Genomic DNA, 15,855 nt, shown 5'->3' with positions numbered 1-15,855 from the left:
CGGACTGAGCCGGGCCCGTTCGTGGGCGGAGGCTGCGGCTCGCGCGTGAGGTGAAGGGGTCGCGAGGTCGCGCACGGCACGACTTGGCCGGCTCGCAGGAGGGGAAGCTGGGAGGCCGCCGGCTTGGGGACAGGTCGGCGCGATTGCCGCGGACTGAGCCGGGCCCGTTCGTGGGCGGAGGCTGCGGCTCGCGCGTGAGGTGAAGGGGTCGCGAGGTCGCGCACGGCACGACTTGGCCGGCTCGCGGGAGTGGGGCCTGGCCGCCCACCGGCTCGCGGCGGCTTCAACCAGCGGTCGTCTCGGTGCTGGACTGCCGGTGTGCCAGTGCCGAGCTTGGCGAGTTGGAACCGGTTCGCGGCGGCCTGGCTGTCCCTGGGGGATGAGCGATTCCAGGCCGAACGGCCCGTGCTCAAGGTCGGTGGCTGCCTTGGGTTGAAAGGTCGGCGCGCCGAATTGTTGAGAGCCCCGAAAGCAGCCGGTCCTCCGTCGCGAAGGCGGCGGAGGACCGGGCTGGACCAAAGGGGATCAGGAGGTCGGGTTGTCGCCCTTGTCCTGGTCCGAGGGGTCGGAGTCCGGCTTGGCATCCGAGGCGGAAGCCGCGTCAGAACCAGAGCCAGACTCAGCAGCCTCGCGTTTTTCCGTCTTCTCCAGCTCCGCGATCGGATCGAAGTCGTCGCCGAGGACTGGGGTGTCGCCGAGGCGGTCGGCGAAGTCCAGGGGCTCGTCGAGGTCCTCGGCGGTCGGCATGAGGTCCGGGTGGGACCAGAGGCTGTCGCGTTTGTCGGTGCCGTGGCGGTCGCCCACGAGTTTCCACAGGGAGGACGCGGCGCGCATGCGGCGCGGGCGCAGTTCGAGGCCCACGAGGGTCGCGAAGGTCTGCTCAGCGGGGCCGCCCGTGGCGCGGCGGCGGCGGAGCGTCTCGCGCAGCGCGTCGGCGCCCGGCAGGCGGTCGCCGATGGCTTCGGCGACCACGACGTCGACCCAGCCCTCGACCAGGGCGAGCAGGGTTTCGAGCCGCTTGAGCGCCGACTGCTGCTCGGGCGTGGTCTTCGGCTCCAGCAAGCCGGACGACATGGCCTCTTCGATGCTCGCCGGGTTCGACGGGTCGATCTGGCCGGCCAGCGACTCCAGCGCGGACGTGTCGACCGTGATCCCGCGGGCGAACTCCTCCACGGTCGCCAGCAGCCGCTGCCGCAGCCACGGCACGTGCGCGAACAGGCGCTGGTGCGCGGCCTCGCGCGCGGCGAGGAACACGAGCACCTCGCTGCTGGGGACCTCGAGCCCCTCGGTGAACTTCTCGATGTTCGCGGGCAGCAGCGCCGACGTGTTGGGCGGGCCCAGCGGCAGGCCGACCTCCGTGGACGTCAGCACCTCCTGGGCCAGCTGCGCGAGCGCGTTGCCGAGCTGGGAGCCGAAGGCCATCCCGCCCATCTGCCCCATCATGGACAGCAGCGGCCCGGCGGCCTGCTTGGCCTCCTCGGGCAGCGCCTGCATCCACGCGCCGGAAACCTGCTGCGCGACCGGGTCGCAGAGCCGCTGCCACGTGGGCAGCGTCTTCTCTACCCACGTGCGCGCGGACCACGCGACCGTGGTGTTCGCGCCCGCGGGCAGGATCGTCGCCGCGTCGAGCCACAGCTCCGCCAGGTGCGCGGCGTCGCGCACGGCGGTGGACGAGTCGCCGGTGGACGACGCGAAGCCGATCTTGCCGTCGTCGCTGCCGCTGAGGTTCTGGAGCGCGATCTGCTTCGCCAGGTCGTAGTTCACCGGCCCGCTCGACGAGCCGGCCTGGCTGAGCATCTGGCCCAGCTGGCTCAGCATCTGCCCGAGCTGGTTGAACGCCTCTGCGCCGGACGGCTGCTCCGAGGGGTCACCGTCGCCTCGTCTGTCGGGATCGGGCGGTCCGAAACCGAACGGGGGTTTGCTCATACGTCCACCGTACGCGGGTAGGGCCTCTCCCAGCGCGTCAACCATGGCCTTCACCGGGAAGCGAACACGGTCACCGTACGCTGTCGCTCGTGACCAAACCCGACGAGGAGACCGCGACCGCGAACAGCCGGACCGAGCCGTCGAGGGAACCGGTGCGCGACGAGCGCCGCCTGACGCGCCGCGGCTGGACCCTGCTGGTCAGCGGCGCGCTGTTCCTGGTGTTCGTCGTAGCCGGTTTCCTGGTCCAGGTGCCGTACGTGGCCATCAGTCCGGGCCCGACGTACGACACGCTCGGTCGCGACGCCGCGGGCAACGAGGTCGTCCAGGTCAAGGGCCACGAGACGTACCAGACCAACGGCGAGCTGCGCATGACCACCGTGTCGCTCAACGACGGGATCAACCTCTTCACCGCGCTCGGCCTCTGGGCCAGCGGCCGCTACGCGCTCGCGCCGCGCGAGGAGTACTACCGCCCCGGCGAGACCAACGAGCAGGTCAAGCAGGAGAACATCCAGCAGCTTCAGGACTCCCAGACCAACGCCCAGGTCGCCGCCCTGCGCCACCTCGGCTACCCCGTGGAGGTGCTCGCCAAGGAGATCGTGTCCGGCAGCCCCGCCGACCACGTGCTCGCGCCCGGCGACAAGCTGGTCACCGTCAACGGCACGAAGGTCACCGAAGCCGCCGACGTCGCCAAGGCCCTCACCAACACCAAGCCCGGCCAGACCGTGCAGATCACCTTCCAGGCCGACGGCCAGCCCGAACGCACCGTGCCGATCACGCTCGCGAAGCGCGACGACCGCACGCAGGGCTTCATGGGCCTCACCGCCGTCGACCACGCGACCGCGCCGTTCAACGTCAACATCTCGCTGCAGGACGTCGGCGGTCCCTCGGCCGGCCTGATGTTCACGCTGGCGATCATCGACCGCCTCACCCCGCCCGGGAAGCCGGACAGCAACCTCGCGAACGGCCGGCACATCGCGGGCACCGGCGAGATCACCGAGACGGGCGAGGTCGGCCCGATCGGCGGCATCTCGTTCAAGGTCGTGGGCGCGCGCGAGGCCGGCGCCACCGACTTCCTCGTGCCGGAGCACAACTGCGCCGAGGCGAAGTCGGCCGTGCCGGACGGGCTCAACCTGATCAAGGTGTCCACTCTGGACGACGCGCTCACCCAGCTCCAGAACCTCAAGGCCGGCCGGCCCACGGCGCACTGCTGAGGAAGAAAGAAGTGCCAGCACCCGTCCTGACCCGGAGGCCCCCACGCGGAGGCCCCCGGCTCGACGGGGCTCAGGGCAGGATTCAGGGCAGGAAAGTCGTCTTCAACGCGTCGAGCAGGTTCGGCGCGAGGTCGGGGCTCTCCACGATCTCGTCGACGGCGTCCACTTCGGTCGAAGAAGCGTCGGGCCGCGTCCCGCGCAGCCGCATCACGCAGGCGACGTCGCCCTCACGCAGCACCGCCGCCACGAGCCGCGCCTCCGTGCGCCGCGGGTGGTCGGCGGCCGCGCGGCGCAGGCGCTCGGCGTCGGCCTCCGCGACGCCTTCGAGCTCCGCCTCGACGTCGGGCGGCAGCACGATGATCTCCTGCGCGAGCGCGCAGCCCACCACGATCTCGGGCCACGCGATCCGGCCGAGCGACTCGGCGAGGTCACCTTCCGGCAACGCTTCTTGCGCGACGGGCGTCAGCGGGTTCGCGCGGTCGAGCTGGCCCGCCAGCTCGGGCTGCTCGTCGAGCAGTGCCGCGGTGGGCACCAGCGCGAACAGCTGCGGCGGCTGGTCCCAGCCCCCGGACGCGACGAACTCTTCGACTTCCCGGGCCAGGCCGGCGACGGGGTTGGCGGCGGGCGGCTCACTCGGCTGCATGGCGACATCGTCGCAGGCCGGTCCCCGCGCCGTCGTGCGACGTCCGATTCGGGCGGTCCCGGGAACTCGGGAACCCATCCGTAGAGTTAGACCGTCAGGGGACGCAGCTGTCCCCGCGAACGTGTTCACGAAGACAGGAGCGTTGCCGTGGCGACTCGGCCCCCCGTGAGCCTGAAGCTGTCCCGCCGCAGCCGGATCCTCCTCATCATCGCCGCGGTGATCGTGCTGGCGCTGCTGCTGGGTGTCAGGCTGCTGGACACCTACGTCGACTGGCTGTGGTTCGGCGAGGTGCACGCGCGCTCAGTGTTCACCACGGAAATCCTCACGCGGATAGTCCTCTTCGTGGCCGTCGGGTTGCTCGTGGGCGGTTCGCTCGCGATCAGCCTCACCATCGCCTACCGCACGCGTCCGGTGTTCGTGCCCGTCTCGGGCAGCGACGACCCGCTCTCGCGCTACCGCTCGATGATCGTGAGCCGCATCCGGCTGTTCGGGATCGGCATCCCGCTGATCACGGGTCTCATCGCCGGCGCGTCCGCGATGGGCGACTGGCAGACGATCCAGCTGTTCCTCAACGGCACGTCGTTCGGCCAGAAAGACCCGCAGTTCGGGCTCGACATCGGCTTCTACGCGTTCACCCTGCCGTTCGTGAACTGGCTGCTCGGCTGGCTGTTCGTCACGGTCGTGATCTCGTTCTTCGGCGCGCTGATCGCCCACTACATCTTCGGCGGCATCCGCCTCGCCGGCCGCGGCGGCCAGCTGGCGGGCCCGACGCGTGCGCAGCTCGCCATCACCGTCGGCCTCTTCGTGCTGCTGAAGGCGGTCGAGTACTTCTTCGACCGGTACAACCTGCTTCTGTCCGATCGCGACATGCCGCTGTTCAACGGCGCCACCTACACCGACCTCAACGCGGTGCTGCCGGCGAAGCTGATCCTGTTGTGCATCTCGGTGATCTGCGCGATCGCGTTCTTCGCCGGAGCGTTCCTGCGCAACCTGCAGCTGCCGGCGATCGCGCTCGTGCTGCTGATCCTGTCGGGCGTTCTGGTGGGCGTCGCGTGGCCCGCGATCCTCGACCAGTTCTCGGTGAAGCCGAACGCGAACGACAAGGAAGCCACGTCGATCCAGCGCAACATGGACGCGACGCGCGCGGCGTTCGGGCTGCAGAACGTGAAGTACGAGGACTACCAAGGCAGCAACCAGGCGAGCCAGGACCAGGTGAAGGCCGACTCGGGCACCGTGTCCAACATCCGGCTGCTCGACCCGAACGTGCTGTCCGCCACCTACACCCAGCTCGCCGGTGGTCAGAACTACTACGGCTTCCCGGAGAAGCTCGACATCGACCGCTACACCGTCGGCGGCTCCACGCAGGACTACATCGTGGCCGCCAAGGAGATCAAGACCGACGGGCTCACGGGCAACCAGACCAACTGGATCACCAAGCACCTCGTCTACACCCACGGCAACGGTTTCGTCGCCGCGCCGGCCAACACGATCAACCGCGCCGTCACGGACGTGTCCGACACGAGCAGCGCCGGCTACCCGCTCATCGGCACCAGCGACACGAAGAACCCCACCGGCGCCGGCTCGGTCGGCGGCAAGCCCGGCATCAAGGTCGACCAGCCGCGCATCTACTACGGCGAGCTGGCCGACCAGAACGACTACGCGATCGTCGGCGGCACCCCCGGCAAAGCCCCGGGCGAGTCCGACTCCCCGGACCAGAAGAACTACTACTACAACGGCACCGGCGGCGTTCCGCTCGACAACTGGTTCAATCGGCTCGCCTTCGCGGCCAACTACGGCGAGCGCAACATCCTCTTCTCCGACGCCATCGGCGACGGCTCGAAGATCATGTACAACCGCACCCCGCGCGACCGCGTCAGCAAGGTCGCGCCGTGGCTGACGCTCGACGGGGACCCGTACCCGGCGGTCGTCAACGGCAAGATCGTGTGGATCGTCGACGGGTACACCACGCTCAACAACTACCCGTACTCCCAGCAGACCCAGCTCGGCGATGCCACCAACGACTCGCTCAACGGCGTCACGCGCCAGGCCAACAACTCGATCAACTACATCCGCAACTCGGTGAAGGCGACCGTCGACGCGTTCGACGGCACGGTCACCCTGTACTCGATCGACGACAAGGAACCCGTGCTCGACGCGTGGGAGAAGGTGTTCCCGGGCCTCGTGAAGCCGAGCGCCGAGATCCCGCCGGACCTGCGCGCGCACTTCCGTTACCCCGAAGATCTCTTCAAGGTCCAGCGTGAGCTGCTCGCCCGGTACCACGTGGACAACCCGCAGCAGTTCTACGCGCAGCAGTCGTTCTGGAGCGTCCCGCAGGACCCGACGGAAGACGGCAGCGCGACCACAGCGGCGGCGAACGTCGCGAACCAACCGGGTTACTACGTCCTCGCCGACGCGGCGGGCGAAGGCACGCCGACGTTCCAGCTGACGAGCGGGCTCACCGGTCTGCAGCGGCAGTACCTCGCGTCGTGGATGTCGGTGTCGTCCGATCCCCAGGACTACGGAACGATCCGCGTGCTCCGACTACCCACGGTCACCGGCGCGAACCAAGTCGACGGGCCGGTGCAGGTGCAGAACAAGTTCCAAAGTGATCCACAGGTCGCTTCGGACCGGACACTGCTCAACAACCCCAACGTGATCCCCATCTACGGCAACATGATCACGCTGCCGGTCGCCAACGGGTTCCTCTACGTCGAACCGGTGTACATCAGACAGCGCAACCAGCTGAGCTACCCGCAGCTGGCCCGCGTGCTGGTGTCGTTCGGCTCGAAGGTCGGCTACGCGCCGACGTTGAACGAGGCACTGGACCAGGTGTTCGGCAAGGGCACCGGCGCGGCGGCGACCACGCCGGTCGAAGGGGCACCACCGTCCTCGTCGACCCCGCCGAACTCACCGTCGACACCCACGTCACCGACCACGCCGACCACCCCGCCGGCCAACTCGGGCGGCTCGAACCCGGCCCTCGACAAGGCGGTGACCGACATCCAGTCGGCACTGGGGAGGCTGAAGGCCGCCCAGCAGTCGGGCAACTTCGCCGACCAAGGCGCGGCACTCCAGGCCCTCGACACCGCGGCGAAGGCCTACGAAAACGCCAAAAACGCCACCCCGCCCTCCGGCAGCGGCGCCCCGCAGCAACCCGGCGGGTGACCTCGCGCACGGTAGTGGCACCTGCTTTGCACCTGGCCGAAACCCAGGCGTAAGGTAGGTGTCACGACGCGGGGTGGAGCAGCTCGGTAGCTCGCTGGGCTCATAACCCAGAGGTCGCAGGTTCAAATCCTGTCCCCGCTACAACGGTAGGAGGCCCGTGCTTGCGGATTGCGCAAGCCGGGCCTCTTTCGCATGTTCTTCAGGGGTCGGACCCCCGGGCCCCCGCCAGGGAGGGCTTCGCCCCCCTGGACCCCCCAGGTGAGTTGCGTTGGGTGGGGAGGTGGCCGTTGGTGAGGGGGCTGTGCGCCTTCGGATTCCCGGTGAGTCGTTCGGCGTGATCGGTGGGTGGCGCGGCGGTTCTTGGGCTCATCGGCGAGGTGGCTTAGGGATGTTGGGGGTTTGTAGCTCGCTCGAGAGAACGTTGTGCTCCCCCGCACGTCGCGATGCACCGACCCGTCGGTACGGCCTCTCCTTAGTCGCTGGAACTACGTCCTTCGCCCGGGCAACCCACCAGGCGCTTTCTGCGCCGCGATCCTTTGGCGGGGGCCGGGTTCTCGGCTTTCCTCGCGTCGTCGGTCCGGGCCCTTGCGGGGAGCGAGGGGCGGTGTGGCGGGCGGAATAGGGTGCGGGGATGGGTGAAGGTGTGGGGTCGGTGGGGCTGGGGTTGGGGGAGTTGGTCGGGGCGGCGAGGGGGGCCGATCCGTATGGGGCGTATGGGGAATGGCGGCGGAGGGCGCCGGTGGTGCGGGTGGGGGACGGGGTTGTGGTGGTGCTCGGGTTCGGGGAGGCCGAGCGCGTGGTGACGGGGGCGGAGTTCGGGCACCCGGAGCCCGAGGTGGTGGGCGGTGGGGACGCGGATCTGCCGGTGGACGGGGACGGGCGGGTGGTGCGGGCGTTCGCGTTCTTGAATCCGCCGGATCACACGCGGTTGCGCGGGTTGGTGGGAAAGGCGTTCACGGCGCGGACGGTGGAGGCGCTGGTGCCGCGCGTGGAGGAGTTGGTGGGGGAGTTCGTCGGGCGGGTGGTGGCGGCCGGCGAGGGCGATCTGATGGCGGAGCTGGCGGTGCCGTTGCCGGTGACGGTGATCGCGGAGCTGCTGGGGGTGCCGGTCGGGGACCGGGAGCGGTTCGGGGCGTGGTCGGGGGCGATGGCGCGGGCGGCGGAGCCCGGCTTCCTGTTGGCGCCCGGGGTTGCGGAGGCGGCGGCCGGGGCGCGGCGGGAGTTCGTGGGGTACTTCAGGGAGCTGGCGGCTGAGCGGCGAAGGGCTCCGGGCGACGATCTGTTGTCGGCGCTCGTTGCCGTGGCGGATGAGGGGGAACGGCTCAGTGAGGGGGAGTTGCTGGTCACGTTGACGTTGTTACTCGTGGCAGGGCACGAGACGACGACGAACTTGATCGGCAACGGGGTGTTGGCGTTGCTGCGGAACCCTGAGCAGTACCGGGCTTTGGCGCGTGACGCGGCGTTGGCCGAGGGGGCCGTCGAGGAGGTTCTGCGGTACGACTCGCCGATCCAGCTGACGACGCGGACGGTCCTGACCGACACGACGCTGGGCGGCGTCGAGCTCGCCGCGGGCACGACGGTGCTGGTGTTGGTCGGCGCGGCGAACCGCGATCCGCGGGTGTTCGACGAGCCGGACCGGTTCGACATCACCCGCGCGCCGGGCCGGCACCTGGCCTTCGGACGCGGGATCCACTTCTGCCTGGGCGCTCCCCTGGCGCGACTGCAGGGGCGCACGGTGTTGCGGGAGCTCGCGCGCCGGGCGCCGGAGCTGCGGCCGACGGGGGAGCCGGAGTGGGCGGAGACGGTGACACTGCGCGGGCTGCGGACGTTGCCGGTCGTCGTGAGGTGACGGGCGGCCAGGAGGCGGGGCGTCGGGGCGGGTGAGGGTGGCGGCAACGTAGCTGCTCGTGCAGATGGGGTTGCGGGAGTTGGCGAGCCTCGGCTGGTCGGGGAGCCGGAGTGGGCGAAGACGATGACGTTGCGCGGGCTGCGGACGTTATCGGTCGTGGTCAGGTGACCCGCGGCCAGGCGGAAGGGTCGCCGGGGCGGGCGAGGACGGGGCGACCTAGCCGCTCGCGTGGATGGTGTTGCGGGAGCTCGCGAGCTTCGCCCCGTCTGTGGTTGGCGGCGGGTCGTCGCGCGGGCGGTGACGTTGCGCGGCCTGCGAAGTCTGCCGAGCCGTCAGGTGAAAGGCAGCCGAGCGGCGGGTCGTCGGGGCGGGCGAGGATGGCAACGACGTAGCCGCTTGCGCCGATGGTGTTGCGGGAGCTCGCGAGTCGGGGCGCCGGAGCTGCGGCTGGCCGGCGAACCAGCGTGGGCGGGGACGGTGATCACGCGAAGTCTGCCGGGGCCGTCAGGTGAAGGGCAGCCGGGCGGCGGGGTCGTCGGCGGGCGAGGACGGCGGCGAAGGTGCCGCTCGCGCGGGTTGCGGGAGTTGGCGAGCCGGGGTGCCGGAGCTGTGGTTGGCCGGGGAGCCGGAGTGGGCGGAGACGGTGAACGTGCGAAGTCTGCCGGGGGCCGTCAGGTGAGGGGCAGCCAGGCGAAGTAGCCGTCGGGGCGGATCAGGGCGGCGGGGGCGAACGGCAGGGCCGGGAGGTCCGTTGTGGACAGTGGGCCCGGAACGCGCGGCAGGGCCGACAGATCGGCGCCCGGGGTGGTGAGCAGGACGTGGTGGCCCGTGTGGAAGAGGGTGCTGGCCCAGGAGCCGTCGGGGAGGCGGAAGTCGGGGAGGCGGGTGCCGGTGAGGGGGTGGGTGTCCGTGGGCGCGGGGTAGCGGACGGCGAGGCCGGAGACCAGGCCGGACAGGTGGTGGGACACGTCGGGCAGGTCGGCGAGCGTGGTGAAGAGCGCGCGCAAAGCGCGGCTGGAACGGCTTTGCGGGATGAGGCCGTTCTGGGCGGCGACGTTGTCGAGCACGGCGGCGCCGACGGCGCGGCGTTCGGTTTCATACGTGTCGAGCACGTCGGTGAAGCCGTTGAGGGCCGCGGCGAGCTTCCAGCCCAGGTTGGCGGCGTCCTGGACGCCCAGGTTGAGGCCCTGGCCGCCGGCGGGGAAGTGGATGTGGGCGGCGTCGCCGGCCAGCAGAACGCGGCCGACTCGATACTGTGCCGCCAGGCGGGACGCGTCGGAGAAGCGGGACAGCCAGCGGATTTCCTTGATCACCGCCGGGCCGTAGGTCGCGGCGAAGGCCGTGTGGACCTCGGCCTCGGTGACCGGTGAGCCGAACGTCGCGGGTCGCTGCGCGCGGTCGCCGAAGGTCAGGCGGTACAGGAGCGGCTCGGAGAGCGGGATGAGGCCGCAGAAGCCCGTCGCGCCGGCGGACTGGACCATTCCGCGCATCGACGTCCACGTGCCGGTGGCGCGGTCGGGGATCCGATCTACGACGACATCGGCCACCACGCCGTAGCCGGCGCCGTCCTCGCCTTCGAAGGGCACGTCCAGCAGCTTGCGCACGGTGCTGCGGCCGCCGTCGCAGCCGACCAGGTAGCGGCAGCTCAGGACGAGCTCCGGCGTGACCACGCGGACGCCCGCCGCGTCCTGCGACAGCCCCACCAGCTCGTGCCCGCGCAGCACCTTGCCGCCGAGCTCCGCGAAGCGCTCTTCCAGCAGCTCCTCGACCTGCGCCTGCGGGATGCCCAGCTGGTAGGGGCGCCGCGTGTCCCACCCGGCGTAGCTGATCGGGACGGCCGCGAAGTGTCCCTCCTGGACGGTGGCGAACGCGCGTTCCTCCGCTCTCGGCAGCAGTCCGCGCAGGTCCAGCACCTCGGCCGTGCGCGGCTGCAGGTTCAGCGCCTTCGACAGGCCGATGCGCTCGGGCAGCCGCTCGATCACCACGGCGTCGACGCCGGCCAGGCGCAGCTCGGCCGCCAGCATCAGGCCCGTCGGCCCGGCTCCGGCGACGACGACGTCGGCGTGCAGCTCGTTCATGAGCACTCCTTAACGTTGTTAAATTGACCCGTCGCCAGGGTGCCCTTAACATCGTTAAATTGTCAAGGAGGTAACCCGTGGCCCTGACCAGGCGGGACATTGCGCGTTCCGGACTGCGCCTGCTCAACGAGGTGGGCCTCAACGGGCTGACGCTGCGCCTGATCGCCGGCGACCTCGGCGTGAAGGCGCCGGCGCTCTACTGGCACGTCAAGAACAAGCAGGAACTGCTCGACGAGATGGCCACGCAGATGCTCGCCGACGCCGCGGGCGAGCGCGTGCCGCCGGACGGGCTCGACGAATGGCAGCGCCTGGAGCACCAGGCCAGGAGCCTGCACGACACACTGCTGGCCTACCGCGACGGCGCGAAGGTCTTCTCCGGCACGTTCCTCACGGATGCGAGCCTGATCGGGCCACCGCCGCTGCAGGAGCGGAGCGACCCGGTGCGCGCCGCCCGGGCGCACTTCGCCGTTTACAGCTTCGTGATCGGCTTCACCATCGAAGAGCAGGCCGTGTATCCGGTGCGTGGTCAACGCGACGAGCGCTACGGGCCGGAAGACGCGGGTGCGGCCGTGCTGGCCGACCCCGAAGCCGGATTTTCCGACGGGCTGGCCATCGTGCTCGCCGGCGCCCGCCAGTGGCTCGACGGGTCATCGTCGCAGGTCGAGGCACCACAAAGGCCTTAAGTGGGGGTGGGTGAAAACGCGTTGAACCCCCGTGTAATCTTATAAACACAACGACGCGGGGTGGAGCAGCTCGGTAGCTCGCTGGGCTCATAACCCAGAGGTCGCAGGTTCAAATCCTGTCCCCGCTACTGTCGAAAAGCCCGGTTTGCGCACAGCGCAGGCCGGGCTTTTTCGTGTCCTGACCTGCTGGTTCGCTCGGGTGGTGGTTGCGCTCGCAGCCCTTGGTCGTTTTGCGCCGGAAGAAGCGCCCCCGCGGTTGCGGAGCGTGTCCAGGTCCACAGTGGACCTGCTTCCGGATTGGGCCGAACGAGGGGATAACACTAGCCACAATGGACAGATCCCGAGGCCACTGTGGACATACCGCCGAAGAAGTGGGAACGTAGAGGTGTGTCCGAATTGAATGCAACAGCCGCCGCTCTGCTCGGTCTCCTCCACGACGGTCCCGCCACGGGCGGGCAGCTGGTCGCGGGAGCCGACGAGCGCTTCGGCGCCTTCTTCAGTGTCACCCGCAGCCAGGTCTACCGCGAGCTCCCGGCGTTGTCCAAGGAGGGCCTCGTCCGGCTGGGCAAGCAGGGTCCGCGCTCGAGCCAGCAGTACGTGCTCACCGCGGCCGGCAAGAAGGCCTTCAAGACGTGGCTCACGTCCGAGGCCGGTCCCGACCACCTGCGCAGCCCGCTCATCCTGCGGCTCGTGCACGCCGGTTCGCTCACGGCGAAGCAGCGCACCGCTCTGCTCGAGACCGCTCGCGGCACCTACCAGGTGCAGCTCGACGAGGCCAAGGCGGCCACCAAGGCGGCCGACGGCCCCTACGCCAAGGCCGTCGCCGAGTTCGCTCAGGCGCAGGCCAAGGCCGCCCTGAAGCTGCTCGACGCCATCCCGTCGGCCTGACCCACGCCACAGCCCACGACCGGTTCGCAACCGGTCGTGGGTTTTGCCGTAACCTTGGTAAACGTGAGTGATGAGTTCGATGCGGCCCTCAAGGACCTGACCGGCAAGCTGACGCAGATCGAGTCGGTGATGGACCTCGATGCGCTGCGTGCGCAGGTCGCGGAGCTCGAGCAGCAGGCCTCCAGCCCCACCCTCTGGGACAACCCGGAGGAGGCGCAGAAGGTCACCAGCCAGCTCTCGCACCGCCAGAGCGAGCTGCGCCGCGTGTCCGACCTGCGATCGCGCCTCGACGACCTGGGCGTGCTCTACGAGCTGGCCGAGGCCGAGGGCGACGCCGGCAGCATGCAGGAGGCGGAGGGCGACCTCACCGACCTCGGCAAGGACGTCGACGCGCTCGAGGTCCGCACGCTGCTGTCCGGTGAGTACGACGACCGCAACGCCGTCGTCACGATCCGCGCGGAAGCCGGCGGCGTCGACGCGGCCGACTGGGCCGAGATGCTGCTGCGCATGTACCTGCGCTGGGCCGAGCGCCACGGCTACCCGACCGACGTCTACGACATCTCCTACGCCGAAGAGGCGGGCATCAAGTCGGCGACGTTCAAGGTGAGCGCCCCCTACGTCTACGGCACCCTCTCGGTCGAGCAGGGCACCCACCGCCTGGTGCGGATCTCGCCGTTCGACAACCAGAGCCGCCGCCAGACGTCCTTCGCCCACGTCGAGGTGCTGCCGGAGGTCGAGGAGGTCGACCACGTCGACATCGCGGAGAAGGACATCCGCGTCGACGTGTACCGCTCGTCAGGCCCCGGTGGACAGAGCGTGAACACCACCGACTCCGCGGTGCGGATCACGCACCTGCCGACCGGCATCGTCGTCTCCTGCCAGAACGAGAAGTCGCAGCTGCAGAACAAGGCCGCGGCGCTGAAGGTCCTGCAGGCCCGCCTGATGCTGCGCAAGAAGGAAGAGGAGCGGGCCGAAATGGACGCCCTCAAGGACGGCGGCTCCAGCTGGGGCAACCAGATGCGCTCCTACGTGCTGCACCCGTACCAGATGGTCAAGGACCTGCGCACCGACTTCGAGGTCGGCAACCCGAGCGCCGTGCTCGACGGCGAGATCGACGGCTTCCTCGAGGCCGGCATCCGCTGGCGCAAGCAGGCCGCGGTCGCGTAACCGCGCGGCTACCTCCGAGTCCGGCTGAGTCCACAGTCGCCTGATCCATCGACAGGCGGCCGGATCCACTGTCGACACCCGGAACCGATTCCGGGGCAAGGGACTTCCGCTACCGTCCGGCGCGGCAAAAGCCACGCTTGGCGACGGCTGAGGTCCCTTGCTCGTTTAGGGGGCACGGGCAACCCGGGCTTAACGAGGCCCATGGGTAGTATGCCGAACCGTGATCCGGCTCGAAGAGGTTTCCAAGGTCTACAAGACCTCGACCCGTCCTGCCCTCGAACGGGTGTCGGTCGAGATCGACAAGGGTGAGTTCGTCTTCCTCATCGGCCCTTCGGGTTCCGGGAAGTCGACGTTCCTGCGTCTGCTGCTGCGCGAAGAGGTCCCGAGCAAGGGCCGCGTGATGGTGTCCAACTTCGACGTCGCCAAGCTCGCGCGGCGCAGGGTCCCCCGCCTGCGCCAGACGATCGGCTGCGTCTTCCAGGACTTCCGCCTGCTGGCCAACAAGACGGTGGCCGAGAACGTCGCGTTCGCGCTCGAGGTGATCGGCAAGCCGCGGCTGACCATCAAGAAGGTCGTGCCGGAGGTGCTGGAGCTCGTGGGCCTGGAAGGCAAGGCCGACCGCCTGCCCAACGAGCTCTCCGGTGGCGAGCAGCAGCGCGTGGCGATCGCGCGCGCGTTCGTGAACCGGCCGCTGGTGCTGCTGGCCGACGAACCGACCGGGAACCTGGACCCCGACACGAGCCAGGACATCATGCTGCTGCTGGAGCGCATCAACCGCACGGGCACGACCGTGCTGATGGCCACCCACGACCACTCCATCGTGGACTCGATGCGGCGCCGGGTCGTCGAGCTGCAGCTCGGCCGCGTGATCCGCGACGACGCCCGCGGGGTGTACGGCATCGGTCGCTGAGCGACCCGCCGCCCGCCTTCCCCGACAGCCCCGACCCAACAAGGGACAGACACCTGCGATGCGTGCCAGTTTCGTCTTCAGCGAGGTCCTCACCGGTTTGCGCCGGAACGTCACGATGACCATCGCGATGATCCTCACCACGGCGGTCTCCCTCGCCATGCTCGGCGGTGGCCTCCTGGCCGTGCGGACGATCGACAAGATGAAGGCGAACTTCCTCGCCGAGGTCGAGGTGCAGGTCAGCCTCGTCGAGGACATCAGCGCCAACGACAAGAACTGCTCGCAGCCGCTGTGCAGCGGCCTGCGTGAGTCGCTGCAGAACAACCCGGGCGTCGAGTCCGTGGTGTACGAGAACCGCGACCAGGCCTACGAGCGGTTCAAGAAGATCTTCGCGAGCCAGCCCGAGCTGCTGGAGCTCACCGGCCCGGAGGCGCTGCCGGCGTCGCTGCAGGTCAAGCTGAAGGACCCGGACCGCAGCGCCGCCATCATCGCCGAGTACTCGGGCAAGCCCGGCGTGCGCAAGGTCGACGACCAGAAGAAGTTCCTCGACCGCGTGTTCAACGTGTTCAACGGCATCCGCAACATCGCGTTCGGCATCGCGCTCATCATGGCCATCGCGGCGCTGCTGCTGATCGCGAACACCATCCAGGTGTCGGCGTTCACGCGGCGCACGGAGGTCGGCATCATGCGGCTCGTGGGCGCCACCCGCTGGTACACACAGCTACCGTTCCTCCTGGAGGCGGTGGTCGCCGGCGTGGTCGGTGCCGTGCTCGGCATCCTGTTCCTGCTGGCTGCCAAGCTCACGTTCCTCGACTCGGTGCTGACGGGTGAGGTCTTCCCGCAGATCACCACGCTGGAGCTGCTGTTCCCCGTGGCGCCGATCCTGCTGGCCGTGTCGGTCGTGATCTCGGCGATCACCGGCTACGTCACGCTCCGCCTGTACGTTCGCCACTAGCTTCGCCCCGACGCCGCGTGGGCAGGATTTCGGTCCTGCCCACGCGGCGTTGTCGTTTTCGGCGCACGGGCCGTTGTGCACGTGGTGATCGTGGAGCCGGGCGCGTTCCGGACGGCGTTCACCGAGCCGGGGGTGTTGCTGTTCTGCGCGGTCGGCGAGGTCTACCGCGAGCAGCTCGAACCGGTCCGAGCCGCGCCGCGCTGGCGGCCGCCGACGGCGTGCAGCCGGGCGACCCGGCCAAGGCGGCCGAGGCGATCGTCACGGCGCGGGCCTTCCCCGGCCCGCACCCGCCGCCGACGAGCCCGGCACGCCGGATCGGTGGCTCAGCGCGGTGTCCTGACCAGGGGAGCAGCACGGGGAAACCCTGTCGGCTCCCGCGGGGA

11 protein-coding genes and 2 tRNA genes are annotated in these 15,855 nt (G+C 69.7%); 10 read left to right on the top strand and 3 right to left on the bottom strand.

Annotated features, from left to right (window positions below; all coding sequences use genetic code 11):
• Window positions 1-525 precede the first annotated feature (525 nt).
• Window positions 526-1,926, bottom strand: a complete 1,401-nt coding sequence (locus tag AB0878_RS34780) for a zinc-dependent metalloprotease (protein ID WP_366584537.1) — start codon at window positions 1,924-1,926, stop codon at window positions 526-528.
• Window positions 1,927-2,015: 89 nt separating this feature from the next.
• Here AB0878_RS34780 and AB0878_RS34775 point away from each other — a divergent pair, with 89 nt between their 5' ends.
• Window positions 2,016-3,137, top strand: a complete 1,122-nt coding sequence (locus AB0878_RS34775) for a PDZ domain-containing protein (protein ID WP_366584535.1) — start codon at window positions 2,016-2,018, stop codon at window positions 3,135-3,137.
• An 82-nt stretch (window positions 3,138-3,219) separates the two neighbouring features.
• Here AB0878_RS34775 and AB0878_RS34770 read toward each other — a convergent pair whose 3' ends face one another.
• Window positions 3,220-3,780, bottom strand: coding sequence for a PPA1309 family protein (locus AB0878_RS34770; protein WP_366584533.1), 561 nt, complete (start codon window positions 3,778-3,780; stop codon window positions 3,220-3,222).
• A gap of 165 nt (window positions 3,781-3,945) precedes the next feature.
• On the opposite strand from AB0878_RS34770, the gene AB0878_RS34765 reads away from it, so the two are divergent.
• The 3 genes from AB0878_RS34765 to AB0878_RS34755 all read left to right on the top strand — a co-directional run bounded on the left by AB0878_RS34765 (window position 3,946) and on the right by AB0878_RS34755 (window position 8,794).
• Window positions 3,946-6,945 (top strand): UPF0182 family protein, encoded by a 3,000-nt coding sequence (locus AB0878_RS34765; RefSeq protein WP_366584586.1) that lies wholly within the window; start codon window positions 3,946-3,948, stop codon window positions 6,943-6,945.
• Window positions 6,946-7,012: 67 nt separating this feature from the next.
• Window positions 7,013-7,086, top strand: a tRNA-Met gene (locus AB0878_RS34760).
• A 598-nt stretch (window positions 7,087-7,684) separates the two neighbouring features.
• Window positions 7,685-8,794, top strand: coding sequence for a cytochrome P450 (locus tag AB0878_RS34755; RefSeq protein WP_366584531.1), 1,110 nt, complete (start codon window positions 7,685-7,687; stop codon window positions 8,792-8,794).
• A gap of 671 nt (window positions 8,795-9,465) precedes the next feature.
• Here the strand turns inward: AB0878_RS34755 and AB0878_RS34750 are convergent.
• Window positions 9,466-10,872: an FAD-dependent monooxygenase gene (locus AB0878_RS34750; RefSeq protein WP_366584529.1), complete on the bottom strand. Its 1,407-nt coding sequence runs from the start codon at window positions 10,870-10,872 to the stop codon at window positions 9,466-9,468.
• Between the two features lie 77 nt (window positions 10,873-10,949).
• Here AB0878_RS34750 and AB0878_RS34745 point away from each other — a divergent pair, with 77 nt between their 5' ends.
• From AB0878_RS34745 to ftsX, 6 genes are all read left to right on the top strand, one after another.
• The gene (locus AB0878_RS34745) at window positions 10,950-11,555 is read left to right on the top strand and encodes a TetR/AcrR family transcriptional regulator C-terminal domain-containing protein (protein WP_366584527.1); all 606 of its coding nucleotides are present in this window, start codon (window positions 10,950-10,952) and stop codon (window positions 11,553-11,555) included.
• A 54-nt stretch (window positions 11,556-11,609) separates the two neighbouring features.
• Window positions 11,610-11,683, top strand: a tRNA-Met gene (locus AB0878_RS34740).
• A 259-nt stretch (window positions 11,684-11,942) separates the two neighbouring features.
• Window positions 11,943-12,443: a helix-turn-helix transcriptional regulator gene (locus AB0878_RS34735; RefSeq protein WP_285970170.1), complete on the top strand. Its 501-nt coding sequence runs from the start codon at window positions 11,943-11,945 to the stop codon at window positions 12,441-12,443.
• A gap of 63 nt (window positions 12,444-12,506) precedes the next feature.
• Window positions 12,507-13,610, top strand: a complete 1,104-nt coding sequence (gene prfB, locus AB0878_RS34730; RefSeq protein WP_366584525.1) for a peptide chain release factor 2 — start codon at window positions 12,507-12,509, stop codon at window positions 13,608-13,610.
• A gap of 220 nt (window positions 13,611-13,830) precedes the next feature.
• Window positions 13,831-14,520 (top strand): cell division ATP-binding protein FtsE, encoded by a 690-nt coding sequence (gene ftsE, locus AB0878_RS34725; RefSeq protein ID WP_220246574.1) that lies wholly within the window; start codon window positions 13,831-13,833, stop codon window positions 14,518-14,520.
• Between the two features lie 58 nt (window positions 14,521-14,578).
• Window positions 14,579-15,472, top strand: coding sequence for a permease-like cell division protein FtsX (ftsX, locus tag AB0878_RS34720; RefSeq protein WP_366584523.1), 894 nt, complete (start codon window positions 14,579-14,581; stop codon window positions 15,470-15,472).
• Window positions 15,473-15,855 lie beyond the last annotated feature (383 nt).

The sequence above is a fragment of the Amycolatopsis sp. NPDC047767 genome, from assembly GCF_040704195.1.
In the GTDB taxonomy this organism is placed as follows: Bacteria; Actinomycetota; Actinomycetes; order Mycobacteriales; family Pseudonocardiaceae; genus Amycolatopsis.
The sequence above is the reverse complement of the archived record's forward strand: the minus strand, read 5'-3'. Positions and strand labels throughout refer to the sequence as shown.

Coding starts and splice junctions, on each gene's coding strand:
- AB0878_RS34780 (WP_366584537.1), bottom strand. CDS start 1,926: ATGAGCAAACCCCCGTTCGGTTTCGGACCGCCCGATCCCGACAGACGA.
- AB0878_RS34770 (WP_366584533.1), bottom strand. CDS start 3,780: ATGCAGCCGAGTGAGCCGCCCGCCGCCAACCCCGTCGCCGGCCTGGCC.
- AB0878_RS34750 (WP_366584529.1), bottom strand. CDS start 10,872: ATGAACGAGCTGCACGCCGACGTCGTCGTCGCCGGAGCCGGGCCGACG.
- ftsX (WP_366584523.1), top strand. CDS start 14,579: ATGCGTGCCAGTTTCGTCTTCAGCGAGGTCCTCACCGGTTTGCGCCGG.